Origin of the sequence: Clostridium sp. M62/1 (assembly GCF_020736365.1) — a bacterium.
Taxonomy (GTDB): Bacteria; Bacillota; Clostridia; order Lachnospirales; family Lachnospiraceae; genus Otoolea; species Otoolea saccharolyticum_A.
The window spans coordinates 3,425,454-3,451,461 of the sequence record NZ_CP085988.1 but is presented as its reverse complement, the minus strand read 5'-3'; the positions used below and the strand labels follow the sequence as shown (position 1 = coordinate 3,451,461).

21 protein-coding genes are annotated in these 26,008 nt (G+C 46.1%); 13 read left to right on the top strand and 8 right to left on the bottom strand.

Annotated features, from left to right (window positions below; all coding sequences use genetic code 11):
• Positions 1-2 precede the first annotated feature (2 nt).
• Positions 3-737 carry an amino acid ABC transporter ATP-binding protein gene (locus tag LK436_RS16035; RefSeq protein ID WP_008397409.1) on the top strand — a complete coding sequence of 245 codons (735 nt, stop codon included), beginning with the start codon at positions 3-5 and terminating at the stop codon, positions 735-737.
• 259 nt (positions 738-996) lie between these two features.
• Here the strand turns inward: LK436_RS16035 and LK436_RS16030 are convergent, their stop codons facing one another.
• On the bottom strand, positions 997-1,644 hold the full coding sequence (locus LK436_RS16030) for a tyrosine-type recombinase/integrase (RefSeq protein WP_347476059.1): 648 nt from the start codon (positions 1,642-1,644) through the stop codon (positions 997-999).
• A 416-nt stretch (positions 1,645-2,060) separates the two neighbouring features.
• On the opposite strand from LK436_RS16030, the gene LK436_RS16025 reads away from it, so the two are divergent.
• A complete protein-coding gene (locus LK436_RS16025) occupies positions 2,061-3,257 on the top strand; it encodes an IS256 family transposase (protein WP_008399502.1) in 1,197 nt (398 codons plus the stop codon).
• Positions 3,258-3,463: 206 nt separating this feature from the next.
• On the opposite strand, the gene LK436_RS16020 is transcribed toward LK436_RS16025, so the two are convergent.
• On the bottom strand, positions 3,464-4,387 hold the full coding sequence (locus LK436_RS16020) for a tyrosine-type recombinase/integrase (RefSeq protein WP_008399500.1): 924 nt from the start codon (positions 4,385-4,387) through the stop codon (positions 3,464-3,466).
• Between the two features lie 323 nt (positions 4,388-4,710).
• Between LK436_RS16020 and LK436_RS16015 the strand changes: the two genes are divergently transcribed.
• On the top strand, positions 4,711-6,351 hold the full coding sequence (locus LK436_RS16015) for a cell wall-binding repeat protein (RefSeq protein WP_021965377.1): 1,641 nt from the start codon (positions 4,711-4,713) through the stop codon (positions 6,349-6,351).
• 197 nt (positions 6,352-6,548) lie between these two features.
• Here the strand turns inward: LK436_RS16015 and LK436_RS16010 are convergent, their stop codons facing one another.
• The 3 genes from LK436_RS16010 to LK436_RS16000 form a co-directional block, all read right to left on the bottom strand.
• Positions 6,549-7,934 carry an ATP-binding protein gene (locus LK436_RS16010; protein WP_008399498.1) on the bottom strand — a complete coding sequence of 462 codons (1,386 nt, stop codon included), beginning with the start codon at positions 7,932-7,934 and terminating at the stop codon, positions 6,549-6,551.
• A 290-nt stretch (positions 7,935-8,224) separates the two neighbouring features.
• Positions 8,225-9,856, bottom strand: coding sequence for a hypothetical protein (locus LK436_RS16005; protein WP_008399497.1), 1,632 nt, complete (start codon positions 9,854-9,856; stop codon positions 8,225-8,227).
• A 264-nt stretch (positions 9,857-10,120) separates the two neighbouring features.
• Positions 10,121-10,582, bottom strand: a complete 462-nt coding sequence (locus LK436_RS16000) for a MarR family winged helix-turn-helix transcriptional regulator (RefSeq protein WP_008399495.1) — start codon at positions 10,580-10,582, stop codon at positions 10,121-10,123.
• A 722-nt stretch (positions 10,583-11,304) separates the two neighbouring features.
• Between LK436_RS16000 and ftsH the strand changes: the two genes are divergently transcribed.
• From ftsH to guaA, 4 genes are all read left to right on the top strand, one after another.
• Positions 11,305-13,167 (top strand): ATP-dependent zinc metalloprotease FtsH, encoded by a 1,863-nt coding sequence (ftsH, locus tag LK436_RS15995; protein ID WP_008399493.1) that lies wholly within the window; start codon positions 11,305-11,307, stop codon positions 13,165-13,167.
• 749 nt (positions 13,168-13,916) lie between these two features.
• The gene (gene uvrA, locus LK436_RS15990) at positions 13,917-16,757 is read left to right on the top strand and encodes an excinuclease ABC subunit UvrA (RefSeq protein ID WP_015573091.1); all 2,841 of its coding nucleotides are present in this window, start codon (positions 13,917-13,919) and stop codon (positions 16,755-16,757) included.
• Positions 16,758-16,796: 39 nt separating this feature from the next.
• A complete protein-coding gene (locus LK436_RS15985) occupies positions 16,797-17,444 on the top strand; it encodes a GNAT family N-acetyltransferase (RefSeq protein ID WP_208924446.1) in 648 nt (215 codons plus the stop codon).
• A 298-nt stretch (positions 17,445-17,742) separates the two neighbouring features.
• A complete protein-coding gene (gene guaA, locus LK436_RS15980; RefSeq protein ID WP_044931906.1) occupies positions 17,743-19,284 on the top strand; it encodes a glutamine-hydrolyzing GMP synthase in 1,542 nt (513 codons plus the stop codon).
• Positions 19,285-19,504: 220 nt separating this feature from the next.
• Here guaA and LK436_RS15975 read toward each other — a convergent pair whose 3' ends face one another.
• Entirely contained in the window at positions 19,505-20,110 is a 606-nt protein-coding gene (locus LK436_RS15975) for a hypothetical protein (RefSeq protein WP_008399485.1), read from the bottom strand.
• A 15-nt stretch (positions 20,111-20,125) separates the two neighbouring features.
• Positions 20,126-20,656: a helix-turn-helix domain-containing protein gene (locus tag LK436_RS15970; protein ID WP_008399483.1), complete on the bottom strand. Its 531-nt coding sequence runs from the start codon at positions 20,654-20,656 to the stop codon at positions 20,126-20,128.
• Positions 20,657-20,991: 335 nt separating this feature from the next.
• Between LK436_RS15970 and LK436_RS15965 the strand changes: the two genes are divergently transcribed.
• From LK436_RS15965 to LK436_RS15940, 6 genes are all read left to right on the top strand, one after another.
• Positions 20,992-21,180 (top strand): transcriptional regulator, encoded by a 189-nt coding sequence (locus tag LK436_RS15965; RefSeq protein ID WP_008399482.1) that lies wholly within the window; start codon positions 20,992-20,994, stop codon positions 21,178-21,180.
• Positions 21,180-22,271 carry a site-specific integrase gene (locus LK436_RS15960; protein WP_008399481.1) on the top strand — a complete coding sequence of 364 codons (1,092 nt, stop codon included), beginning with the start codon at positions 21,180-21,182 and terminating at the stop codon, positions 22,269-22,271. Before LK436_RS15965 ends, LK436_RS15960 begins: the two co-directional genes overlap by 1 nt.
• Positions 22,261-22,596, top strand: a complete 336-nt coding sequence (locus tag LK436_RS15955) for a plasmid mobilization protein (RefSeq protein WP_008399480.1) — start codon at positions 22,261-22,263, stop codon at positions 22,594-22,596. Before LK436_RS15960 ends, LK436_RS15955 begins: the two co-directional genes overlap by 11 nt.
• Entirely contained in the window at positions 22,586-23,728 is a 1,143-nt protein-coding gene (locus LK436_RS15950) for a helicase RepA family protein (RefSeq protein ID WP_008399479.1), read from the top strand. Before LK436_RS15955 ends, LK436_RS15950 begins: the two co-directional genes overlap by 11 nt.
• A gap of 96 nt (positions 23,729-23,824) precedes the next feature.
• Positions 23,825-24,058, top strand: coding sequence for a complexin-2 (locus LK436_RS15945; RefSeq protein WP_083794792.1), 234 nt, complete (start codon positions 23,825-23,827; stop codon positions 24,056-24,058).
• Positions 24,059-24,141: 83 nt separating this feature from the next.
• Positions 24,142-24,369, top strand: coding sequence for a DUF5348 domain-containing protein (locus LK436_RS15940; RefSeq protein WP_044931899.1), 228 nt, complete (start codon positions 24,142-24,144; stop codon positions 24,367-24,369).
• A 411-nt stretch (positions 24,370-24,780) separates the two neighbouring features.
• Here LK436_RS15940 and LK436_RS15935 read toward each other — a convergent pair whose 3' ends face one another.
• The gene (locus LK436_RS15935) at positions 24,781-25,956 is read right to left on the bottom strand and encodes an IS110 family transposase (RefSeq protein ID WP_044930339.1); all 1,176 of its coding nucleotides are present in this window, start codon (positions 25,954-25,956) and stop codon (positions 24,781-24,783) included.
• Positions 25,957-26,008: the final 52 nt, after the last annotated feature.

The window sequence follows — 26,008 nt, the reverse complement described above, 5'->3', positions numbered from 1 at the left end:
GAATGGAAGAGCCTTTAATCCAGGTGAAGCATCTGGGAAAGAGCTTTGGATCCCTTCAGGTTCTGAAGGATGTGACAGTTGATATTTATAAAGGAGATGTTGTCTGTGTCATTGGAGCCTCCGGTTCAGGAAAAAGTACCTTTCTGAGGTGTCTGAACCTTCTGGAGGAGCCGACAGAAGGACAGATTCTGTTTGAGGGAACGGATATCACGGACAAGAGGACAGACATTAATAAGCACCGGCAGAAAATGGGAATGGTGTTTCAGCAGTTTAACCTGTTTCCGCATATGACGATTCTGGAGAATCTGACACTGGCGCCCATTAAGCTCCAGGGCAAGAAAAAGGAAGAGATTGAGCCGGAGGCCATGAAGCTTCTGGAGAGGGTAGGACTTGCCGACAGGGCAAACGCGTATCCGAGCCAGCTCTCGGGAGGCCAGAAACAGCGAATCGCCATTGTCCGCGCTCTGTGCATGAAGCCGGATGTGATGCTGTTCGATGAGCCCACCTCAGCTCTCGACCCCGAGATGGTAGGAGAGGTGCTGAATGTTATGCGGGATCTGGCAGAGGCGAAAATGACCATGGTGGTAGTTACCCATGAGATGGGCTTTGCCAGAGAGGTGGCCACCCGCGTAATGTTCATGGACGGAGGAAATTTTGTGGAGGAGAATGAGCCGAAAGAATTTTTCTCAAATCCAAAGAATGAAAGACTGAAAGCCTTCCTGAGCAAGGTTCTCTGACAGAGGGAGAGCAGGGGAGGACATATAAAAAGGGGCAGCTTGGCTGCCCTTTTTTCGTATTGTAGGAAATTCTTCCGAATTTCCTATAATACGAAAAGCCCTGCCGGGCGGGATGCGCACGCCGCGCAGAGGAAAAAGGCTGTTTAAAGCAGCCGCGCGGCGGCGCGAAAAAGCAGGCAAGCCCCTCATGATTGAGGGAGTGGAGAGCTGAGGCGGGCCTGCCTGCTTTTTCATGGAAATTCCGTCAGATTTTTTGCTGCTACCAGGTAATGATTCTGTCCAGAAGCTCCTTTTGCTCCACGCTTGAGCGGGTCAGGTAGATTCTGGTGGTTTCAATGCTGTCATGGCCCATCAGGTCTGCCAGAAGAGAAATATCATTGAATTTCTTCAGAAAATTTTTGGCAAAGCGGTGGCGGAAGGAATGGGGATAGACGGTGCCGGGATCGATCCGGTACCGCACGGCAAGCTGTTTGAGCTGGACTGCAATTCCACGGGCTGATATAACCTGGCCATGATGATTGAGAAAAATAAAACCGCTTTTCATTCCCCTGGATTCAAACCACGGCAGGGCCTCGTCGCAGAGCCGACGGGGCAGGTAGAGCCGGCGGATTTTTCCGCCCTTGGAATAGAGATCCAGATGGCCGCTTTTCAGGTTCTCCACCTTGATCTGCAGCAGCTCGCTGATTCTGGCGCCTGTCGCCCCGAGAAAGCGGACTACAAAATACCAGTAATAGTTATTGTCCTTTTTCAGGCGCCTTTTTAATTTCTCATAGTCCCGTTCAGAAATGACGGTGTCAAGATACGTTTTCTGCTGCTTTTTTACGGGGTTCAGCTTGAAGCTGTTTCCGTCAGAGGGGGCGGGGAGTGAGCAGGGATATACAGACTCAGTAGAAGGTGAATATCCCAAAGAAGAGGTTAAGGCAGAGGGGGCAGATTCGGCAGGGGGATATTCACACTGGAATATCTGGGAGTTTGAATATATTTTTTCAGGGGAAGGGGAGGCCTTCAGCGGTTCCAGGCGGAAGGCGGTGAGGGAAGAAACTGCAGATTCGGAATGAAAAGCTTCCTTATTTATATAGCTTTCACTGCTGCCGTGGGGGCTTTCGCCGTCGGCGGCAGAGAGACATTCAAGAAAGCGGTTGATACCGTGGATGCGGGTGTTGACTGTATTGATCCTGTAATGTGACAGAAGATATTCCCGGTAGGCATGGATGACGTATAATTAATTTCGCAAAATTAATTTCATAAAAATAGACATGGTCTATAGCCGTTTGGTAAAATTAAGTCACCACAACCAAATCTATCAAAGGAGGCTATAAAACCATGTCTGATAAGATTATACAGCTAAATGAGGATTTAATAAAGCACGATTTAAAGGATCTTGTCCGCAGCAGTGTTGAGGAGACTTTAAATGCCCTGCTTGATAAGGAAGCCGACGAATTAGTTAACGCTGAAAAGTATGAGCGTTCTTCTGATCGCCAGGGATATCGTTCCGGCCATTATAAACGGAATCTCCATACAGCTGCAGGCGAAGTGGAGCTGAAAGTTCCAAAACTCAAGGGCATTCCTTTCGAGACGGCCATTATTGAAAGATATCGCCGCAGAGAATCTTCCGTGGAAGAAGCTCTGATTGAGATGTATCTGGCCGGTGTTTCTGTACGCCGCGTTGAGGATATCACCGAGGCTTTATGGGGAACAAAAGTATCTCCTGGAACCATCAGTAACCTGAACAAAAAGGCTTATGAACATATCGAAACCTGGCGTACCCGTCCGCTTTCTGGAAGCTATCCTTATGTTTACGTAGATGGCGTTTACCTGAAACGCAGCTGGGGCGGCGAAATCCAGAATGTTTCTGTTCTTGTTGCCATTGGCGTCAGCCAGGATGGCTGCCGGGAGATCCTTGGTGCCGCTGAAGGGATGAAGGAAGATCGTGAAAGCTGGCGTTCTTTCTTCGTATGGCTGAAGGAACGCGGGCTTACTGGTGTTCGATTGATCATTGGCGACAAGAACCTCGGCATGCTTGAAACGATTCCAGAAGTCTTTCCGGATGCCAGATATCAGCGTTGTACAGTTCATTTTTACAGAAATATATTTTCTGTTACGCCCCGTAACAAGATGAAAACGGTAGCGCTTATGCTCAAGGCGATCCATGCACAGGAGAGCAAGGATGCTGCTCGTGAAAAAGCGCTCCAGGTATCGGAAAAACTCCGGTCTATGAAGCTTGCCAAAGCTGCCAAAAAGGTGGAGGACGGAATCGAGGAAACCTTGACCTATATGGATTTTCCTACGCAGCATTGGACCCGGCTCCGGACCAATAACGCGATTGAGCGTCTCAACCGTGAGATTAAACGCCGTACAAAAGCGATCGGCGCTTTTCCTGACGGGCAGAGCGCCTTGATGCTCGTATGTGCCAGACTGCGTCATGTAGCAGCAACAAGCTGGGGAGCCAGACGTTACATGAATATGGATCATCTTTTCAATCCAGAAGAGGATCAGCTGTCTGATATCATAGCCGGCTGACTACCGGCTGCCAAACGGCAAGATTTTAATTTTGCGAAAAACTATTGACACAATCTAGGCATGAAGATTATCCACATTCAGTTCGCTGTAGAGAGAGTAAAAAAGGCGCAGGGAACACAGGTAGGAGAGGATTGTGTTAGAGCTCTTTCCCTGCTTTCTGAGATAAAGTTTAAAATATTCCAACTGTTCTTCAAAATTCATGTTCATTACCAGTCCACTACTTTATTGATGATATCGTACTGTTCGCTGCTGGAACGGCGCAGATAGATCCTCGTTGTCTCAATGTTGCGGTGTCCGAGGAGATCAGATAATAAGGAAATGTCCCCACATTTTTCGATAAAGCTTTTGGCAAAGCGGTGACGGAAGGAATGGGGATAGACTACATCAGGGTTGATGCCGTAGTTGAGAGCCAGAACCTTCAACTGCCCGCGTATCCCGGCTGGGGTAATGCGTTTGCCGAAACGGTTCAAAAAAATATCGCCTGACTGGATCTTAGAAGCCTCCAGCCAGCGAAGGGCATCCTGATGAAGGGCTTTAGGAATATAAATACGTCTGACCTTGTTTCCCTTGGAGTAGAGATCCTTGTAGCCGTTTCTGATATCCTCAGCCTGAAACTGAATGACTTCACTGACCCGGGCTCCGGTAGCGGCCATGAAACGGATAATAAAGTAATAGAGGTATTTCTCATCTCTCAGAAGACAGTTTTTCAGGTACTCGTAGTCTGCCTCGCTGATTACGTTTTCAAGGTAGTTCCTCTGCTGTATTTTTACCATGGAGAGCTTCTGGGATTTGGCCCTTGTAAACTCCAGATAAGAATTCAGTGCCCGAATACGCAGGTTGACTGTCTGCGGCTTATAGTGTTCCAGAAGAAAAACTTTATAAAGGTGAAGGTTGGAAAAGTCAACCTGGCGATAACGACATAAAAACTGCCGAAGAGCATAGGAATAGACATGGATCGTGTTAGACGCCATATTTTTTGTATGCAGATATTGGCAAAAACCCTGGATTGCAGAGTCAATCTCTTTCATTCGTTCGGCGATTTCCTCTTTGTCGGAAGCCTCCAGACGGCGGTTCTCGGAATATACAGAATGTGGTTCAGGAGCCTGAAACTGATTGACAGACAAAGCCATGAGAAACTCTCCTTGATTATGAATGCATAAATATAAATAGTTGCAAAAATGTCTAAAAATGGAAATATTATCCAATTCTAAGAATCACCGTTTAACTATAACATTCGACAGACTGAAAAGCAAGATAATATTGAGAGAAAAATAAAAAAATGGTGGAAAAACAGGAAAAATAGACAAGAAATTGGGGAAAACCAGATAAATACAGCCGTGAACCGGGGACAACTTGCGATAATTTCCCTTATCCGAAGTATAATAGCCACGTAATGCAGTTAGGAATTTCGAAAAAAATGATTTCAAGAAGAAAAAAGGAGAGTGCATTCATTATGAGAAAGCAGACTAAATTAGTTGCAGTTCTTTCTGCAGCAGCTTTACTCGCTGTAGGCGCTTCCATGACATCTTTCGCAGGTTGGGAGAAGGATGAGGATGGTATCTGGCACTACTATGACAGCGATGATGAGATGGTAACAGACGAGTGGAGAAAAGACGGCTCCAAGTGGTTCTACCTCGATGAGGATGGAAACATGCTGACAGATTCCTGGGTAGACGATGAGTACTATGTAGGTTCTGACGGTGCTATGTTAAAGAATCAGTGGGTTAAGACAACAGCTGATGAGGATGTAGATGATCCAGAGGATGACGGTGATCACTGGTACTACTTCTCTTCCAATGGTAAGAAGGTAGAGGAAGATTCCAAGAAGATCAACGGCAAGACCTACTACTTCAACGAAGACGGTGAGATGAGATACGGCTGGCATCAGGATGGTGAAGACGTATTCTACCTTGGCGGCGAGGACGAAGGCTGGAGAGCAGAGAGCCAGTGGTTATGGCTTGCATTACCAGATGAGGATGAGGTTGACAGAAACGGTGTTGACTTCGACTCTGACGAGTGTGAAGACTGTGATGAAGAAGGTTGGTACTACTTCGGATCCAATGGTAAAATGTACCAGAAGGCAGACAAGAAGAAAGTAAACGGAAAATATTATTTCTTCAATGAGCATGGTCAGATGGTATACGAATGGATCAATAACCAGAAGTATGTTGTAAATAAGAACACAACACCATCTGGTGCAGAGTTAGAGACTAATGCATCTGCAAGCAATGCATTAGATGGAAATGCTGTAGCTGACGGTGAGGAAGGCGCTGGATATATCTACAACATGCAGTATTCTAATGTTGTAGAAGATGGTTCCAGAGCAAACGGTTGGTATGAAATCGACGGTTCCTCTGACACAGGTACAGATGGAGATACAGATTGGTACTACTTCGATGATGGAGAGCCAGAGAGAGCAGATTCTAGCAGAGATCTTTTAGATATTGCAGATGGAGATGGAGCTCCTGTTTACAGAGCAAAAATCAAAATTGACGGAAAATACTTCTGCTTCAACGAGATGGGTCAGATGCAGACAGGGCTTCAGTACATTCCAAAGGACAAGGCATTCTACTACTTTGACGACAACGGCTATATGCAGACAGGTAAAGAGAGCAATGTAGAGGATGACGATGACTCCTTCAATTACTACTTTATCACCAAGAATGGCAAGAACGGCCAGGGACAGAAGGGCGAGAAGGATGGTTACTTATACTTCGAAGGAAAACGCATCGAGGCAGATGATGACTACAGAGTTGTTTACTACGAAGGTGCTTACTATCTTGTAAATAATAAGGGCAAAATCCAGGACTCCAAGTCTAAGAAATATGATGTGGAGAATGGAAATGGTCTTACAGATGTACAGTTCACCTTCAGTGGAAATAAGATTACCGGCATTGTAGAAATTGATGGAGAAAAGGCTACAGATGAGGATTGGGCTGACTTAAGAGAAGCAGCAACTATCCCTTACGTTTCCTTATATGATGGATACTTTACATACGAGATTGAGACGGAGGGAAGCGGAAATAGCGCAGACATTCCAGGAACTGGTCTTAAGTGGTTTACAGCAGACAAGGCTCCAAGCTGGGTAGATTAATATCTGGGTAGCCTATTTCAGGTAAACGATTGATTAATTAAAAAAGGCGCTGGCAGACAGATTTGATTATTCTTCTGTCGGCGCTTTTAGAGCCTATGTCAATAGCTGGGGCGGGATTCAAACGAGTCCCGTCCCAGCTATTGACATAGAGCCCAGACCTGCTGCCATATGATTTCAGCCTTGATTCTCGCTCATTATTACATTTCATCAAACGTAATCAGATGTATATTTTTACTCTTTTCTGCATAGTCTATGCAATCTTTTGTGAAGGCCGTTTTTGCAAAAACATAAAACCATTTTTCCTGAATGTAAAATAAATTCCCCTGAAGAATCAAATCCCTTAGTACATCAACTCCTACCGGAGCATTCTGCCATTTGCATTCCCCCAACAGGATATGGCTCTCATCGAGCACCACTATATCAATTTCTTCCTGGCGCTTTTCGACAGGATTATTTCCCCACCATCTTCCGCATTTGCTGTACAGAAACGGGGCAGAAGACAGGTTCTGCGGAAGATACAGATACTGCTGGCAAATTTCTTCAAATACAAATCTCATGAAATGGCTGAGCTGAGGCCGGATTTGCTTTTCATAGATTTCAGCCCCTATTCCCCGGACAATTCCGCTGATATTTGGAGCCACAAAGCGGTACCAGAACCGAAACATCTGATCCTGCAGCAGATAAATAGTCTTCCGGCTTCCAGCTTTTTCTGTAACGGGAATTTCCTTTCGGACGTTCCCCAGCTCTATGAGGGAAACCAGCAGGTTGCTTGCTGCTCCTGTCTCGATTCCTGTCTTAACCGCTATATCATTGAGGCGGCTTGCACCAGAAGCGATTGCCCCAATAACGGAATTGTACGTAGACGGATCCCTCAGTTCCTGCTTCAGAAGATTGGAGGGTTCTTCATAGAGTCTTCCGCTTTCCGTAAAAAACAGATCAATAATATTTTCATCCAGAGAAACAGAGGGGCGAATACGGCTTAAATACTCTGGAATTCCTCCTGTTATGCCATAAATGATGGCCTGCTCTTCCTTGGAAAAATCCTCCAGAAGACGTCTGGACTCGAAAAATGTAAATGGATGAATTTTAAATTGCGCAGTTCTTCCCCCATAGAGAGGGCTTTTATACCCCAGAACCTGATGTTCCATGAAGATCATGGAAGAACCGCATAAAATCAGAAACAGCCTGCTGTTTTTCCATTTCTGGTCAATATGAGCCTGCAGCAGGGAAGAAACTGCCTTGTAGCTGGCCGCCAGATAGGGAAACTCGTCAATTGCCAGGATAATCCGCTCCTGACTGCATATATTGTCTATATAGGAAAATAATTCGTCATAACTTCTGAAAGAAGGAAATGTCAACCCCGGCATTGTGGCCTGAAAGACAGCTTTCGAGAAAAGTTCCAGATTTTCCTGGCTGGCTGCCTCAGATGCAACGAAAAAAATTGTCTTTTTATTCTTGCAGAATTCATTGATGAGGGTTGTCTTACCTACCCGCCGTCTGCCGTAAAAAACGGCAAACTCAAATTGATCACTTTCATACATCGATTCCAGCTTCTGCAGTTCCCGTTCTCTTCCTACAAACATAATTAGCCCCCTTTAATTATTTTTACTAATTTTAAAATTAGTAATTTTATTAAAAGTAATTTTATAATATATGTCAATGTTAAATATTGAATTGAAAAATAATAGAGGGGATATATCGATAAAAGCGTGGAAAAGAATAAGTTTATACTTATAGTTTCATATTTTCTAAATATTAAGTGTAATTATCGATGGATTTTTAAATTTTAGAATGTAAAAAAGAGGATACTATCCTCCTGCGGTTTCCCGCAATTAAGATAGCATCCCCTTTTAAATTCATGATTTACAGGTTATCAATTATTATTTCTTGCGAAACCATTGTACTGATCTTCTGTATACCATCCTAAAACATCTCCGTCATCATATGTAAAGTATCCATCATACAGAGCAATCTCTGGGATTTCCGCATCTTTCTTCCACTCAGTTGCCGGAACTTCGACATCATCGACATATACCTTAGAAATACCGCCGTTGTTCTTGAAAGTAAACTTAGCGTCTGTCATGCCGTTTCCATTCTCCACATCGTACTTCTTGGACTTGGAATCCTGGATTTTACCCTTGTTATTTACCAGATAATACTCCCCATCAAGGAAGTAGATCTTGTAGTCATCATCAGCCTCAAGGCGTTTTCCACCAAAGTAAAGGTAGTTGTCCTTCTCTCCCATCTGTCCCTGGCCGTTCTTGCCGTTCTTGGTAATGAAGTAGAAGTTGTAGGAATCATCATCATCCTCTACATTTGTTTCCTTGCCTGTCTGCATATAGCCGTTCTCATCAAAGTAGTAGAATGCCTTGTCAGCTCCGACGTACTGAAGACCTGTCTGCATCTGACCCATCTCGTTGAAGCAGAAGTACTTTCCATTGATCTTAATCTTTGCTCTGAATACCTTTGCTCCATCGCCGTCTACAGTAACAAAGTCTTTTCCGGCATCTGCCCTCTCTGGCTCGCCGTCATCGAAGTAGTACCAATCTGTATCACCATCTTCGCCTGTATCAGCAGAACCGTCGATCTCGTACCAGCCGTTTGCTCTGGAACCATCTTCCACTACATTGGAGTACTGCATATTCCAGATCTGGCTTCCTCCCTTATAATCAGCATTGTCATCTAAGACGCCGTTGCTGGAAGAAGCAGCACCTGGTTTCTGGTATGTAGTGCCTTTTTCATCTGTACCGCTTACAAGATCAGAGCTACTGCTTACATTGTACTTCTGGTTGTTGATCCACTCATACAGCATCTGGCCGTGCTCGTTAAAGAAGTAGTACTTTCCATTTACTTTCTTCTTCTTAGAATCTCTGTACATTTTGCCGTTGCTTCCGAAGTAGTACCAGCCCTCTTCATCACAGTGTACTTCGCATTCTCTGTCGTCATCACAGAAGCTAACGCTGTTTCTGTCAACCTCATCCTCATCCGGTAATGCAAGCCATAACCACTGGCTCTCGGCTCTCCAACCTTCGTCCTCGCTGCCAAGATAAAATACATCGCCGTTGGCATCCTGGTACCAACCATATCTCATCTCGCCGTCTTCGTTGAAGTAGTAGGTCTTGCCATTGATCTTCTTAGTGTCATCCTCTACTTTCTTACCATTGGAGGAGAAGTAGTACCAGTGATCACCGTCATCCTCTGGATCATCTACATCCTCATCAGCTGTTGTCTTAACCCACTGATTCTTTAACATAGCGCCGTCAGAACCTACGTAGTACTCATCGTCTACCCAGGAATCTGTCAGCATGTTTCCATCCTCATCGAGATAGAACCACTTGGAGCCGTCTTTTCTCCACTCGTCTGTTACCATCTCATCATCGCTGTCATAGTAGTGCCAGATACCATCCTCATCCTTCTCCCAACCTGCGAAAGATGTCATGGAAGCGCCTACAGCGAGTAAAGCTGCTGCAGAAAGAACTGCAACTAATTTAGTCTGCTTTCTCATAATGAATGCACTCTCCTTTTTTTCTTCTTGAAATCATTTTTTTCGAAATTCCTAACTGCATTACGTGGCTATTATACTTCGGATAAGGGAAATTATAGAAGGTTGGCATAGAGAGCCCACAGGAAGGGCTGTAAGAGAAAAATGAGAAGTTTCAAATGTATACCGGGGGTCGCTTTTAGAGTACAGAAAATTTTAAAAAATGAAAGTGCCTGCTGTTTTAGGAACAATCAGCAGACACTCTGGGAATAAAAAGAAATCAGCGGACTAGCAGCCGTCCGCATTAAATTTTTCCATTAATTTCGTCAGGCGGCACAGGCAGTGATCCAGCTCTTCCAGCTCGTCTTCACTGTATGCTGACAGTGCCGCTGTGGTGCTTTTAAGCATGGACTGCTTCAGCTCATCCATCATTTCAAGGCCATGCCTGGAGATCCGTATATATACTCTTCGCCTGTTTGCGGTGTCGTGGATTCGTTCCACCAGCTCCTTGGCCTCCAAATCATTAATGAGCCTGGACAGCTGCTGTTTGGCGATCTGCAGCTTGTCTGCGAGATCGGACATCGTATAATTTTCATCTGCCCAGTTTTCCAGTGCAACTAAAGTGAAAAAGCCTAATGAATTTACTTTCACATCATTCGCCTGCTGGTACTGGCACTTGGTCAGGCTTAGAAAGGCGATGGCAAACTGCAGAAAGTGTTTGCCGGCCGTGTTTATATCAGTACTCATCATGTAATTGCTCCTTTTTTATATATTTTAATGTTTTCTCAGAACCGGGCATCAATCAAGTGTATTGTGAATTTCCTCAGATGAAGTTCTTAAAATGGATGAGGCCATATTATGAATGAAGCTATATTATGAATAAGGCCATATCAGGTGAAACCTCTGCGGAAAGATTTATATATCGGTATTGCAGAAGTTAGATGCCCGGTGTCTGATATACAGGAACCAAACGCTCCTGCGATGTTTTAGGGAAGCGGGATTTAATGTTTCTAATCGAATCATATCATATAAGCGATGATAAATCAATAATTATTAAAAGTAAATAAATATTTACTATAAACCATTGACAAAAGTAAACAACAGAGTTATTGTTATTTGCGTAAGATCAAATTGTATTTTCTGCTCACAAGCAGTGTCAGCTCATCTGTGCCTTTGCTACTGACAGCGGATTGCCTGTCTGCAAAGTATAATATTTTCAGGAATGTCAATGATTTATACAGAGTGAAAAGTCAGTCAGGAAAACTGACTGAAGAGAAACTGCAAGAAACTGCTGAGATTAAGGGAAGCGAAAAGGAGGAATAAAATCTCCGCTTAAGCAGAAGCAAATATTACTGTAAGAGGAAGGAACGGCAGGACTTCGATAAAGATCAGAGACCCTGAACTGAAGCAGAAAATATAATAGAGTGAACCCGTAAGGAAAGAAGAAAAAAGATCAAAAGGAGAGTAAATCTATGGAGAATAAGGATACAGAACAGAAGAAACCGCCAAGACGTTCGTTCCTGTATTACTATGGAATCGTCATGTTGGTTTTGCTGCTGTTAAATATTTTTGTATTTCCGTCTCTGATGGATCGGACGGTGGAAGTGCGGTACGACCAGTTTCTCACCTCTCTGAACGAGGGGAATATAGAGGAGGTCTATGAAACTACCAATGAAGAGGTTATGTATACACTGAAGGACGATGAACACAGGCTTGTGCGCAAGACAGGACTGCCGACCGGAGAAAATCTGGCGGAGCGTCTGGAGGGTACGGATGTGAAGTTCAGCAAGGAGATTCCGACACAGGCATCCCCCCTTCTGGATGTGCTGATTACCTGGATTATGCCCCTTGTATTTTTTGTTCTGATTGGCCAGATTATGGGCCGGGCTATGATGAAGCGGATGGGCGGGCCAAATGCGATGACGTTTGGAAAGTCTAATGCCAAAATTTATGCAGAATCTGAGACGGGAAAGACATTTGCCGATGTGGCCGGGCAGGAGGAAGCGAAGGATGCCCTGAAGGAGATTGTGGATTTCCTGCACAATCCGGGAAAATATGCGGAAATCGGAGCGACCCTTCCCAAGGGCGCATTGCTTGTAGGCCCTCCTGGAACAGGAAAGACACTTCTGGCAAAGGCGGTGGCCGGAGAAGCCCATGTTCCGTTTTTCTCCATTTCCGGTTCAGAGTTTGTGGAAATGTTTGTGGGAATGGGAGCTGCCAAGGTGAGGGATCTGTTTAAGCAGGCAAATGAGAAGGCTCCATGTATTGTCTTTATCGACGAGATCGATACCATTGGAAAGAAACGCGACGGAAACATGGGAGGCAACGATGAGAGAGAACAGACGCTGAACCAGCTTCTGACAGAGATGGACGGCTTTGACGGCCGCAAGGGTGTTGTGATTCTGGCGGCGACCAACCGGCCGGAGTCTCTTGACAAGGCACTTTTGAGACCGGGACGGTTTGACCGAAGGATTCCTGTGGAGCTTCCCGATATGAGGGGGCGTGAGGCCATTCTCAGAGTTTCCGCTAAAAATGTGAAAGTGGATGAAACAGTGGATTACAATGAGATTGCCCGTGCCACCAGCGGCGCAAGCGGAGCGGATTTAGCAAATATTGTCAATGAAGCTGCCCTTCGGGCTGTGCGGATGGGAAGAAAAACCGTTTCTCAGCAGGATTTAGAGGAGAGCGTGGAGGTTGTCATTGCCGGTTATCAGAGGAAGGATGCCGGAGTTTCCATGGATGAGAAGAAGATTGTCTCTTACCATGAGATCGGCCATGCCCTGGTGGCTGCCATGCAGAGCCATTCTGCTCCCGTCCACAAAATCACTATTATTCCAAGGACCAGCGGGGCGCTGGGATATACCATGCAGGTGGAGGAGGATCAGCGCTTCCTCATGAGCCGTGAGGAGGCGTTCAACAAGATTGTGACCTTCACAGGAGGCCGTGCGGCAGAGGAGCTTGTCTTCCATTCCATTACCACAGGCGCCTCCAACGATATTGAGCAGGCCACAAAGATTGCCCGCGCCATGGTGACACGGTATGGTATGAGTGAGCAGTTCGGCATGGTTGCACTGGAAACAGTGACCAACCAGTATCTGGGCGGGGACGCCTCTCTGGCCTGCTCGGAGCACACGGCCATGCGGATTGACGAGGAGGTAATCGATACTGTGCGCAGGGCCCATGACAGAGCGGTCCAGATCCTGAAAGAAAACGAGGAGAAGCTCCATGAGCTGGCTGCCTACCTGCTTGAGAAGGAAACCATAACAGGAGAGGAGTTTATGGAGATCCTGAAGGCAGATTCTGCAGGAAAGCAGCAGGAGAGTCAGCAGAATTAAGAATTCGGCAATGGAGCAGAGGAAGGAAAAACAGCAGATCAGTACGAAAAAATAACGAAACAGGAAGAGAAAACAGAAAGACAGGAAGGAAAAACAGAAAGGAAAACAGGAAACAGACAAGAGCGTTTCATGTCATAATCTGACAGATGAAAAGAGCCTGAGAACAGCAGTTTGTCCGTGAGAAGGGCAGTCCATAAGTAAGTTGCGAAAGCGGGAAAGGAAAAGACGCTGAGGCAATGAACTGGGCTGGGGATCAGCGGATGAAGCGTGAGTTCTCAGGCTTTTTATCTCTGCATGAAAATTTAACAGCCAGACAATCGAACAAATGTTTGCAAAGGGAGATTGCATGTGATATAATGAAGCTAAAACAAAAACCGAAAGAAAAAGCGGTTCCGGCTGCTTTTTAGAACCGCGGCGCAGTTGGATACGGCGCGGCGTGAGGAAACATACAGTGGTGAATTTTGTCTAAAAATATTGCAATTTCCATACCGCCGCACGTGGGGTTATAGTATAATGAGCTCAGACTGGCCGTATGCCTGCAGGCGGCGGTACCGGGCATCATCAGATTCAGAGACAGGAGGCGAATGTCAAATTTTGCCGGGGAGTTCTGGCCGAAAGCCGGATGTCTGAGAGGAAGAATAGATAAAAACAGATGAAGCTGCAGACGAGGCAGTCAGTTTGCGGCGGCAGATGTAAGGGTCTGGCCGAAATTTTGTGAAAATGTGAAAACAGTGAGGGAGTTTAAAAATATGGCAAAACAGTACATTAAAATACGAGGTGCCAATGAGCACAACCTGAAAAATATATCAGTGGATATTCCCAGAAATGAGCTGGTTGTTCTGACGGGGCTTTCCGGTTCCGGTAAGTCCTCTCTGGCCTTTGACACGATCTATGCGGAGGGGCAGAGGCGCTATATGGAGTCTCTGTCGTCCTATGCAAGGCAGTTCCTGGGACAGATGGAGAAACCGGATGTGGAGAGTATAGAAGGCTTATCGCCGGCTATTTCTATTGATCAGAAGTCCACGAACAGGAATCCACGCTCTACAGTGGGAACTGTGACGGAAATCTATGACTATATGAGGCTTCTCTATGCCAGAATCGGAATCCCTCACTGTCCGAAGTGCGGCAGAGAGATTCACCGCCAGACCGTGGACCAGATGGTGGATCAGATTATGGAGATGCCGGAGCGGACGAAAATTCAGCTTCTGGCCCCGGTGGTCAGGGGAAGAAAGGGAGAGCATGTGAAGGTGCTTGAGCAGGCGCGAAAGAGCGGCTATGTCCGTGTCAGAATTGACGGAAGCCTCTATGAGCTTTCTGAGGAGATCAAGCTGGATAAGAATATCAAGCACAATATCGAAATTGTGGTGGACCGCCTTGTTGTGAAGCCGGGAATCGAGAAGCGTCTGACAGATTCCATTGAAACCGTCATGGAGCTTACAGGCGGGCTGATGACGGTGGAGATACCGGAGCAGGGGACTATGAATTTCAGCCAGAATTTTGCCTGCCCGGACTGCGGCATCAGTGTGGACGAGGTGGAGCCGAGGAGCTTTTCCTTCAATAATCCATTCGGCGCCTGCCCGGAATGCTTTGGACTGGGATACAAGATGGAATTTGATGAGGATCTGCTGATTCCGGATAAATCCCTGAGCATCAGCCAGGGGGCGATTGTGGGAATGGGCTGGCAGTCCTGTACGGACAAGGGCAGCTTTACCAGAGCCATTCTCGACGCGCTGACAGAGGAGTATCATTTCAGCCTCGACACCCCCTTCCAGGATTATCCCAAGGAGATTCACGATGTCCTGATCCACGGAACAGGAGGAAAGGTACTGAAGGTCCGTTATAAGGGGCAGCGGGGAGAGGGCGTCTACGACGTTGCCTTTGAAGGACTGATCCAGAGCATGAACAGAAAGTACAGGGAAACCTTTTCTGACGCTATGAAGGCAGAGTATGAGACCTTTATGCGGATTACTCCCTGCCCTGCCTGCCGCGGACAGAGACTGAAGAAGGAAGCCCTTGCCGTTACAGTGGGAGAAAAAAATATCTATGAAGCTACCAATATGTCCATTGTCAAATACAGGGAATTTATTGACGGACTGAGCCTGACTCCCATGCAGGAGGCCATCGGAGCGCCGATTCTGAAGGAGATCCGCGCCAGAGTCAGCTTCCTCATTGATGTGGGACTGGATTATCTGACGCTCTCCCGCGCTACGGGAACCCTGTCAGGAGGAGAAGCTCAGAGAATCCGCCTTGCCACCCAGATCGGCTCCGGTCTGGTAGGAGTTGCCTATATCCTGGACGAGCCCAGCATCGGTCTTCACCAGAAGGACAATGACAAGCTGCTGAAGACACTTCTGCACCTTCGGGATCTGGGAAATACGGTGCTTGTGGTGGAACACGATGAGGATACCATGCTTGCCGCAGACTGTATTGTGGATATCGGTCCGGGAGCAGGAGAGCACGGCGGAAATGTGGTGGCAGTGGGTACAGCCAAACAGATCATGAAATGTAAGGATTCCATCACAGGGGCATATCTGAGCGGCAGGATTAAAATTCCGGTTCCCGCAGAGCGCAGGAAACCTACTGGATGGATTACCGTGCGCGGTGCAGCGGAAAATAATCTGAAAAATATTGACGTCTCCTTCCCGTTGGGAGTGATGACCTGCGTAACCGGTGTGTCAGGCTCCGGAAAGAGCTCTCTGGTCAATGAGATTCTCTACAAAGCCCTTGCCAAAAAGCTGAACCGGGCCAGAACCATACCGGGAAAGCACAAGACCATTGAGGGAACCGAGCAGCTTGACAAGATTATTGCAATTGATCAGTCTCCCATCGGCCGCACTCCCCGTTCCAACCCTGCCACCTATACGGGAGCCTTTGATCTGATCCGCGACCTGTTTGCATCGACCCCCGACGCCAAGGCGAAGGGCTACAATAAGGGGCGTTTCAGCTTCAATAAGAAGGGAGGCCGCTGCGAGGCCTGCAGCGGCGATGGAATTATCAAGATCGAGATGCACTTCCTGCCGGATGTGTACGTGCCCTGTGAGGTCTGCGGAGGAAAACGCTATAACAGAGAAACTCTGGAGGTTAAATACAAGGGGAAGAGCATCTATGATGTGCTGAATATGACAGTGGAGGAGGCTCTCCATTTCTTTGAAAATGTGCCCTCGATTTACAGAAAGATTGAGACTCTGAATGATGTGGGACTTTCCTATATCCGTCTGGGACAGCCCTCCACAGAGCTGTCGGGAGGCGAGGCTCAGCGAATCAAGCTGGCCACGGAGCTCAGCAAGAGGGGGACGGGAAAGACGATCTATGTGCTGGACGAGCCGACCACAGGCCTCCACTTTGCAGATGTGCACAAGCTGATTGAGATACTGCGCAGGCTTTCAGACGGAGGAAATACGGTGGTTGTCATTGAACACAACCTGGATGTGATAAAAACGGCAGACTATCTCATCGACATTGGCCCCAATGGAGGGGATAAGGGAGGTACAGTCATTGCCAAGGGGACACCGGAGGAGGTAGCACAAAATCCGGCTTCCTATACAGGAGAGTATGTAAAAAAATACCTGGAGGCAGCCGGAAGAAATTAGAGGCAGAAAGGTTTGAACGTGAAGCGGATGAGGGATGAGATGGACAGGAATTATCGGCTGGAGCCGGCAGGGGAAGGGCAGGTTTCCAGTTTTATCGCAGTTATAAAAGAGCGCATTGCCTGGATGGAACAGATGGGAATGCATCAGTGGAATGATGAGGAGTATCTGGATTTTTATTCAGAGGAATATTTTGCTGAGCATGCCAGGAATGGAAGGCTGTTTTTCCTGATGAGGGGAGCGGATATAGCAGGAGCGGCAGCGCTTCTGGAGAGTGATGAGAGGTGGGATGGAGACAGGGCATACCTTTATGTCCACCACCTTGCCACGAGAACCGGCCTGGCGGGAAAAGGAGCGGGACAGGCCTTTTTAAAGGCGATTGAGGAATATGCCCGAAAACAGGGCAAAAGAGGCGTCCGCTTAGACTGCCAGGCAGAAAATCAGGCTTTAAACCGCTTTTATGAAAAAAGCGGGTACCGATCTGTCGGGGAAGCGTTTACAGCTGGAGATTATGTGGGGATCCGAAAGGTTCTGGAATTTGCGGAGGAAAATGGGAAGAAGGAAGTGGGAGGGGGAATAAAAAGGCAGAACGAAAAGACAGGTAATGGAAAGAACGAAAGAGAAGGATGGAAAGAAAAGCCAGGAAGAAAAGACAGGAAGAAAACTGCAGAGGAGTATTACGGCTTATAAAGGTAAACTGCGAAGAAACTGCAAAAGCGATAAAACATATAAAAAGCTATGAAGAATACCAAAAAATACTGTCAAGTCTGCATCTGTGCCTGCTGATTTTGTCCTCATTTTATATATCAGGGCTTGGATATTCACTTTGACGTTCACGTTGCAGCGCAGTCCGGGCACAGTTTGGGCATGGTTTGATGCAAAAACAGGTTGCCAAGAGGTGCGGCGTATCTTATAATAGATTGTAGACTGCGGGAGTTTTACCTTTTGCAGGTTGATACAACAGTGAAAATTTATAGGAGGAATACTCGTGGAAAAAGAAATGATTATTGTATTGGACTTTGGCGGTCAGTATAATCAGTTAATTGCCAGAAGAGTAAGAGAATGCAACGTATATTGTGAAGTTCATCCGTACAGTATGCCGATTGAAAAAATTAAAGAGATGAATCCGAAGGGAATCATTTTTACCGGCGGACCTAACAGTGTATATGGGGACGATTCTCCTCGCTGTTCAAAAGAAATCTTTGAACTGGGTATTCCTGTTTTGGGAATCTGCTATGGCGCACAGCTGATGGCATACCTGCTGGGCGGAAAGGTGGCAACAGCCCCTGTCAGCGAGTACGGAAAGACAGAGGTGGATGTTGACACGGCCTCCAAGCTGTTTGCGGATGTATCTCCAAAGACGATCTGCTGGATGAGCCATACAGATTATATTGAGAAGGCCCCGGAGGGCTTTGCTGTGACAGGCCATACTCCTGTCTGCCCGGTAGCAGCTATGGAAATGCCGGAGAAAAACTGGTATGCCGTTCAGTTCCATCCAGAGGTAATGCATACCCAGGAGGGAACGAAGATGCTTTCCAACTTCGTTTACAGCGTCTGCGGCTGCAGCGGAGACTGGAAGATGGATGCCTTTGTGGAAAAATCTATTAAGGAAATCAGGGAAAAGGTTGGCTCCGGCCGCGTGCTGTGTGCGCTGTCCGGCGGCGTTGACTCTTCTGTTGCAGCAGTTATGATGGCAAAGGCAGTGGGCAAGCAGCTTACCTGCGTATTTGTGGATCATGGCCTTCTGCGCAAAAACGAGGGCGACGAGGTAGAGGCGGTATTCGGTCCCAACGGTCCGTATGACTTAAACTTTATCCGTGTCAATGCTCAGCAGCGTTTCTATGATAAGCTGGCCGGTGAGACAGATCCGGAGAAGAAGAGAAAAATCATCGGTGAGGAGTTTATCCGTGTATTTGAGGAAGAGGCAAAGAAAATCGGTGCAGTTGACTTCCTGGTACAGGGAACCATCTATCCGGATGTTATTGAGTCCGGCCTTGGAAAATCTGCCGTGATCAAGTCTCACCACAACGTGGGAGGACTGCCGGAGCACGTAGATTTCAAGGAAATTATCGAGCCTCTCAGAATGCTGTTCAAGGACGAGGTGAGAAAAGCCGGACTGGAGCTTGGAATTCCGGAGCATCTGGTATTCCGTCAGCCGTTCCCGGGCCCGGGTCTTGGCGTAAGAATCATCGGTGACATTACGCCGGAGAAGGTAAGAATCGTGCAGGATGCCGATGCGATCTACCGCGAGGAAATTGACAAGGCCGGAATCGCCAGAAACCTGGGACAGTACTTTGCAGCCCTGACAAACATGAGATCCGTTGGATGCATGGGAGACGAGAGAACCTATGATTATGCCATAGCGCTGCGCGCCGTGCTGACCAGCGACTTTATGACTGCAGAGTCAGCAGAACTTCCGTGGGAAGTACTGAGCAAGGTGACAAGCAGAATTGTCAACGAGGTGAAGGGCGTGAACCGTGTGCTGTATGACTGCACGGGGAAGCCGCCGGCTACGATTGAGTTTGAATAAACAAAAATGTTTAGGAAATCCAGCGTTTATGCGGGTTTCCGGCATTTCAAAAAGTCTTTTGATAACAATTTGATAACAGTTGCATGAAAGCCATTATTCTTGTAATCCAGTGGTTTTGGAGTTGGAGAATGATAGAATGGTGGCTGTGCAACGAATAATCCATATTCAGAAAGCCCTTAGCTGTGGGTAGTAACTCATAGCTAAGGGCTTTTTGTCGTCTTTATGCAGCCTGTTCAAAAATTTGTTTTTGCATATTCAAATAGTATTTTAAATCAGCAGAGGTTTTTTTATGAAAATATTTTGGTCGGTTTATGGAGCGTGTACTAATATTGTTAGCTTCTGCCAAACGTCTGGTGAAATCAAATATGCAATTTATTAAGTCACTGAATTGAGCGGCAGAAATATTGAGGTTAATAGACTTCTTTGGATTATTTTTTTCGATTGCTTCGATGGAGTTAATAAGATTATCCAAAATGTCAATATTTAAAGCTCCGTTACGGGCAGAATCTACGTACTCCTGTAAAGCTAATCCAAATTGCATGTCAAGTTTTCTTTGCTTACGATGTGCGATGTAACCAACAGTACCAGCAACTGTACCGCCTACGACAAGGACACCGCTTATTATAAAGGTTTCCTTTTGGTGTAATCGAACAAAGTCAATAGCTTTGGATGCACCTTCTTTGGCAGCATCAGTTATGGTAGGAATATGTTTAGCTATTCTTTTATTGTCAACGTTTTTGGCTAAACCGTATAGCTCTAAGGCACCTGATTTGACACCTTCATATGTTTTATCGTCTATATTGAGATAAATAGGAACAATAGGCATTTTATATTAACTCCCTTATTTGTTGGAATCTTGCTCATTGAGCATTTTGACCAGAGCGTCGCTGAGTTCCTGGGACGGAACTTTTGCCCAGATCTGTGTGGTATCGAACTCCGGATAGTGATAACGCCAGCTATCATATTCGTCTTTGCTGATTTCACCGGAAGACAGCTTGTCAGCCTGTTCTTTCCATGTATACAGCATTTTCAGCAGTTCGTGAGCTTCTTTTCCTTTGGAGGTATCGACTTTCAGACAGATTTCCTCATCTGCTTCGCTGACAGTCAGACCGTACACATCTTCCAGGGTAAATAAAGTGTGCATCAGACCGACATAGCTGTCAATGTCAGGCACATCGAGGGCATGAGGGGAAACATCCAATGCCTGTGCCAATGCTGCGGTAAGTTCTGCTTTGGGTTTCCGTGTTCCGGTTTCATATTGTGCTAAGCGTACATCGGCACTTCGCTCCGGAAAGCCGACAATCGTACCCAGATATTTTTGTGTCATTCCACGCAAAAGGCGGAAAAAATGGATTCTCTCTCCAATCGCCATAACAGTATTCACTCCTTACACATGATATACATGGAGTATAGCAGATATGTTTAATGAAAGTCAATATAATATAAAACAAAAAAGTTTAATATTTTCCGGAAAGCCACTTGACACAAACAAATATGCTTAGTATAATGAGATTAAAATTAAACAAATAAGTTTAATAAAACTGAATGACCGTCCGAACAGCACAAACCGCCAAGACCTTGCCAGAAAGCAAGCGAGCACCTGATCTGCTGCGGCAGATTGGGACAGCACAGCACCGAACAGGGGATGCCTGCTGGAACTTCCTTCGGATAGAACGGCAATAAAAAATCAAGGAAAGGGATGATAAGATGAACAACAAATTTATTTGTGCCGAAGAAGTGGCACAGGAACTGAGCGTATCAAAGCCGTATGCCTATAAGCTGATTAAACGGCTCAACGATGAGCTGAAAGAAAAAGGATTTATTACGATTTCCGGACGAGTGAACCGCCAGTATTTCAACGAAAGACTCTACGGAATGGGAAAGGGGGAGCAGTGATGCCGGTATTTAAGAACGAAAGCAATGGAACATGGTATGTGATGTCCAGATATGTCAACTGGAAAGGCGAGCGTAAGCAAAAATGCAAGCGTGGATTTGCTACCAAGAGGGAAGCACAGGAATGGGAGCGAATATTTCAGTTGCAGAACTCGTCAGACATGGACATGAGCTTTGAAGCATTTACGGAACTGTATATCCGGGACATGAAAAGCCGACTGAAAGAAAACACATGGATGACCAAGGAGCATATCATCCGCACAAAGATTTTGCCATATTTCGGAAAGCTGAAAATCAGCGAGATTTCCACAAAAGAGGTTATCGCATGGCAGAATGAAATGCTTGCTTATCGGGACGATAAGAGAAAACCGTATTCCCAGACCTACTTGAAAACGCTGCATAATCAGTTGTCAGCTATCTTCAATCATGCTGTGCGTTATTACGAGCTGCGTTCCAATCCAGCTGCTAAAGCAGGAAACATGGGGAGTGAGGAACATAAGGAAATGCTGTTCTGGACGAGAGAGGAATACAAGAAGTTCTCCTTCGAGATAATGGACAAGCCAATTTCCTTTTATGCGTTTGAAATGCTTTACTGGTGCGGCATCCGGGAAGGAGAATTGCTGGCACTGACCGCAGCTGATTTTGATTTTGAAAAAGAAACCGTCAGAATCAATAAATCTTATCAGCGGTTACACGGAGAAGATGTGATTACCACACCGAAAACAAAGAAAAGTAATCGTACCATTAAGATGCCGAAGTTCCTCTGTGAAGAAATGCAGGAATATTTGCAGATGCTCTATGGATTGAAGAAGAAAGACCGCATTTTTACCATCACAAAAAGCTATCTTCATCACGAGATGGACAGAGGGGCGAAAGCCGCAGGGGTAAAACGTATCCGTATCCATGATTTAAGACACAGCCACATCAGTCTGCTGATTGATATGGGATTTTCGGCAGTGGCGATTGCAGATCGTGTAGGACACGAAAGCATTGACATCACTTATCAGTATGCTCATCTGTTCCCGTCCAAGCAGACGGAAATGGCAGATAGATTAGATGACGTAGGGAAAGGAGAGTTTGAAAATGTCAGCTAAAAACAGAGATAACAAAAACCGTTGGAGAAACATCACGGTGGGATTCCGGGTATCACCCGAAGAAAATGAACTCATCAATAAGGCAGTTGCTTTATCAGGACTGCCAAAGCAGGAATACTGCTACCGCCGCTGCCTGAATCAGGAGATTGTGGTACAGGGCAACCCGAGAGTGTATAAGGCACTCAGAACGGAGCTTGCAGAAGTTCTTACAGAATTAAAGCGGATTGAAGCCGGAAACAGCGTGGATGAGGAGCTGCTGAATGTGATTGAGTTGATTGCCATTATTCTTGGCGGTCTGAAAGGAGAGGATGAGAATGGAAAATAAAAAAGAAAAGACTGCCCCGGATGTATCTGTTGGCGCAGATACGGAGCAGCCACTTTTCAAAAACACTACCAGTAGTATATCCGAGTATGAGGGAAATATCAAGAGTTTTGAGGAAATGCAGCGAGAAATGCAGTTGAGCTTAGACCCATCCTATCTCAAAACTGTTTCCATGAACGAGCTGTTTGATACGCAGTATGGGAGCAAGCAGCCGTTGATTGACGGTCTGCTTTATCCCGGAACTTATATCTTTGCAGGTTCGCCAAAACTGGGAAAGAGCTTTCTGATGGCACAGCTTGCCTATCATGTCAGCACAGGAACACCGCTCTGGAATTATACAACCCGGAAAGGAACGGTGCTGTACCTTGCTCTGGAGGATGATTACCGCCGTTTGCAGGAGCGTTTGTACCGGATGTTTGGAACAGAGAGTACGGATAATCTTTACTTCTCTGTTTCTGCCAAACAGCTTGGAAAAGGACTGGATGAACAGCTTACAAGATTTGTGGCAGAGCATACGGACACGAAGCTGATTATCATTGATACGCTTCAGAAAGTGCGTGAGGTTGGAGGAGATAATTACAGTTATGCCAATGATTATCAGATTATGGCGAGACTCAAAAGTTTTGCGGATGCTCACTGCCTTTGTATGCTGCTCGTACACCACACACGAAAGCAGAATGCGGATGATAAGTTTGACATGATTTCCGGAACAAGTGGACTACTGGGAGCGGCAGACGGAGCCTTTCTCCTTCAGAAAGAAAAGCGGACGGGCAATGCAGCAACGATGGAGGTATCCGGCAGAGATCAGCAAGACCAGAAGTTATATCTGGTTCGCAATACAGAAACCCTGTTGTGGGATTTACAGAGGGCAGAAACGGAATTGTGGAAAGAACCGCCGGAGCCTTTGTTGGATGAGATAGCGGAACTGATTCTGAAAGAAAATTCTTATTGGGAAGGTTCTGCAACAGAGCTGGCATCGTTGGTCAAGGTTGAAGTTCAGCCTCATGTGATTACAAGAAAATTGAATGTTCTTGCAGGAAGATTGTATGCAGAGCATGGGATTTATTTTAGAAGCGAGCGTACCCATGAGGGACGAAAACTGAGGTTCTGGAAAGACGTTACAGACAAAGCGTGACAGTTCGTGACGGTTGTGACGGTATTTTTGACAGCGGAGCCGGTATCAAAATAACCGTCACTGCTGTCACATACCGTCACGGAAAGGATGGATGGAATGAAAAATGTGCAAATATCACAGGAATTATTCATGCAGTTACTTCGGTTTCATTTAATGGAGGATGTAGATTGCGAGAACGAAATCAAACAGGAATTAGAGAAAAAACTGGACAAGATGGTAATGCGTGACCTGTATGGAAAGTTCAAAACTGCTCCGACAGAGGAAGAACGGGAGCAGGCGAGAAAAGAATATCTGGACAGGCGTGGAGTGCCGGAGAGTTTTCGATGGTAATTTTTCCTTGATGATAAGGACAGGAGCGTGGCACGCCCCTGTATATAGCAGACAAGAGAAAATTTGGAAAGGAGAACCGTGTAATGAGAGAAGGAAGATTAGGTTACAACTGTGAAAATGGCAGATATGGATTGCTGTCCATGGACTTATGGGTAGATACAGGCTTTCACTGCGGAGAGTGCATGGAAGTGCTGGTGGATGATAAGTGGGTAAAGACCAGAATGGAGATGAATCCAGCAATGGAATGGTATCTGGTGGGAACACCGTATTGCGGCGATCTGGAGTACGTCCGGGCAAGAATACCGGAGTGATCTAAAAAGAAAAACAGCCCGGATACGGGCATATAAAATGGGCGGATACGCCCAAGATGAAAAGCATAAGCCAGGCAGCTACGGCTGACCAAAGCACTTACAAAAGCCCTCGGCGTTTGAGAGCGAAATACACCCATCGCACAAATCTGACGATTTATGCTCAGCGTATTTCGCCCTGCCGGGAGCTGTGCCGCCGATAGGCGGATAAGTTCGTAAACAGGTGCCTATGCACCTACTCACAGCAAAGCAGGCGAGAACCGGAAAGACTAACTATTAAAAGTCAAGTCTAAAATGAAGACTTTTGAATGAATTGCGGGAACGCATTTCATAGATCGTTGTACCTTGAAAATCGCACGACAAACAGAGCATCGGATATCGGTGCTCTAAAAGAGTGTTATAGGGCAGAAAAAGTTATGCCGTTTTTATGTAAGGTTTGCCGGATTTTTCCATTGCGTAAATTAACCGTACAAGTTTCTTTGCGGCGTGGGTGATGGCGACGTTGTAGTGTTTCCCTTCAGAAATCTTCTTCTGAAGGTATGCACCGAAAGTTTCATCCCATTGGCAGACGTATTTGGTGGCATTGATCAGAGCAAAACGTAAATAGCGCGATCCCCGTTTCTCCATGTGGGAATAAGAGGATTCCATCTGCCCGGATTGATAGGTAGATGGAGAAGCTCCGGCATATGCCAGGATCTTATCCGGCGAATCAAAGCGGGAGAAATCTCCAATCTCTGCCAGGATCATGGCGCCCATGCGGTAGCCTATTCCTGGAATGGTCAGGATGGGAGAATGGATTTCATCCATGATCCGTTTGATTTCGGATTCAATTTCTGAGATTTCGGAATCCAGTTCACCAATTAGCCGGAGTGTGTGCTTTAATTCCAGAGATTTGGCAGGCATGTTGGAACCGATGGAGGCTCTGGCAGCATTCCGTATTTCAATCGCTTTCTCCCGGCTGTAACGGCCTTTTGAAGCGTTTTCCAACCGCTTCGTCAGGTGTGTCAAATGGCAGGAGGCAATCGTTCCGGCAGAAGGAAACTCGGAAAGAAGGGCGTAGATAGAAGCGATATGAAGCGAAGGAACAAGTTTTTCCAATTCTGGAAAGAGAATGGTAACAAGCCTGGAAACAGACTGTCTAAGCTGAGCGCGTTCCTGAACCTTACGAAAACGATAACGGGTGAGTGACTTTAACTCCTCGTTATGGTATGATGTATCTGAGTAGGACTTCAGGTTCACGTCAGACATGAGCATCAAAGCAATGGTTCGGGCATCAACCTTATCTGTTTTCGTCTTTCTAAGGCTGAGACTTTTTCTGTAAAGATTTGTGTGGAGCGGATTGATAACGAAGGTGTGGAGACCTTTGTCAATAAGATAACCGAGCAGGTTGTAAGAGTAGTGTCCAGTGGCCTCCAGTCCTACTTTTATATTGGACACATCTGAAGAAGAGGATTGAATCCTGGAAAAAAGAACATCAAATCCATCCCGGTTATTCTGAATGGTAAAAACCGGAAAAAGGACTTTGCCATCTGAATTGGTGATAAAGCAGTCATGCTTATCCTTAGCGACATCAATTCCAACGTAGATCATAAGAACACTCCTTAGTAATAGATTTAGATACTGTTTAGGACCACAGAGCTCT

Excerpts from the sequence above, each read along its gene's own strand:
- LK436_RS16035 (WP_008397409.1), top strand. The coding sequence starts at position 3 with ATGGAAGAGCCTTTAATCCAGGTGAAGCATCTGGGAAAGAGCTTTGGA.
- LK436_RS16025 (WP_008399502.1), top strand. The coding sequence starts at position 2,061 with ATGTCTGATAAGATTATACAGCTAAATGAGGATTTAATAAAGCACGAT.
- LK436_RS16020 (WP_008399500.1), bottom strand. The coding sequence starts at position 4,387 with ATGGCTTTGTCTGTCAATCAGTTTCAGGCTCCTGAACCACATTCTGTA.
- LK436_RS16015 (WP_021965377.1), top strand. The coding sequence starts at position 4,711 with ATGAGAAAGCAGACTAAATTAGTTGCAGTTCTTTCTGCAGCAGCTTTA.
- LK436_RS16010 (WP_008399498.1), bottom strand. The coding sequence starts at position 7,934 with ATGTTTGTAGGAAGAGAACGGGAACTGCAGAAGCTGGAATCGATGTAT.
- LK436_RS16005 (WP_008399497.1), bottom strand. The coding sequence starts at position 9,856 with ATGAGAAAGCAGACTAAATTAGTTGCAGTTCTTTCTGCAGCAGCTTTA.
- LK436_RS16000 (WP_008399495.1), bottom strand. The coding sequence starts at position 10,582 with ATGATGAGTACTGATATAAACACGGCCGGCAAACACTTTCTGCAGTTT.
- ftsH (WP_008399493.1), top strand. The coding sequence starts at position 11,305 with ATGGAGAATAAGGATACAGAACAGAAGAAACCGCCAAGACGTTCGTTC.
- uvrA (WP_015573091.1), top strand. The coding sequence starts at position 13,917 with ATGGCAAAACAGTACATTAAAATACGAGGTGCCAATGAGCACAACCTG.
- LK436_RS15985 (WP_208924446.1), top strand. The coding sequence starts at position 16,797 with ATGGACAGGAATTATCGGCTGGAGCCGGCAGGGGAAGGGCAGGTTTCC.
- LK436_RS15975 (WP_008399485.1), bottom strand. The coding sequence starts at position 20,110 with ATGCCTATTGTTCCTATTTATCTCAATATAGACGATAAAACATATGAA.
- LK436_RS15970 (WP_008399483.1), bottom strand. The coding sequence starts at position 20,656 with ATGGCGATTGGAGAGAGAATCCATTTTTTCCGCCTTTTGCGTGGAATG.
- LK436_RS15965 (WP_008399482.1), top strand. The coding sequence starts at position 20,992 with ATGAACAACAAATTTATTTGTGCCGAAGAAGTGGCACAGGAACTGAGC.
- LK436_RS15960 (WP_008399481.1), top strand. The coding sequence starts at position 21,180 with ATGCCGGTATTTAAGAACGAAAGCAATGGAACATGGTATGTGATGTCC.
- LK436_RS15955 (WP_008399480.1), top strand. The coding sequence starts at position 22,261 with ATGTCAGCTAAAAACAGAGATAACAAAAACCGTTGGAGAAACATCACG.
- LK436_RS15950 (WP_008399479.1), top strand. The coding sequence starts at position 22,586 with ATGGAAAATAAAAAAGAAAAGACTGCCCCGGATGTATCTGTTGGCGCA.
- LK436_RS15945 (WP_083794792.1), top strand. The coding sequence starts at position 23,825 with ATGAAAAATGTGCAAATATCACAGGAATTATTCATGCAGTTACTTCGG.
- LK436_RS15940 (WP_044931899.1), top strand. The coding sequence starts at position 24,142 with ATGAGAGAAGGAAGATTAGGTTACAACTGTGAAAATGGCAGATATGGA.
- LK436_RS15935 (WP_044930339.1), bottom strand. The coding sequence starts at position 25,956 with ATGATCTACGTTGGAATTGATGTCGCTAAGGATAAGCATGACTGCTTT.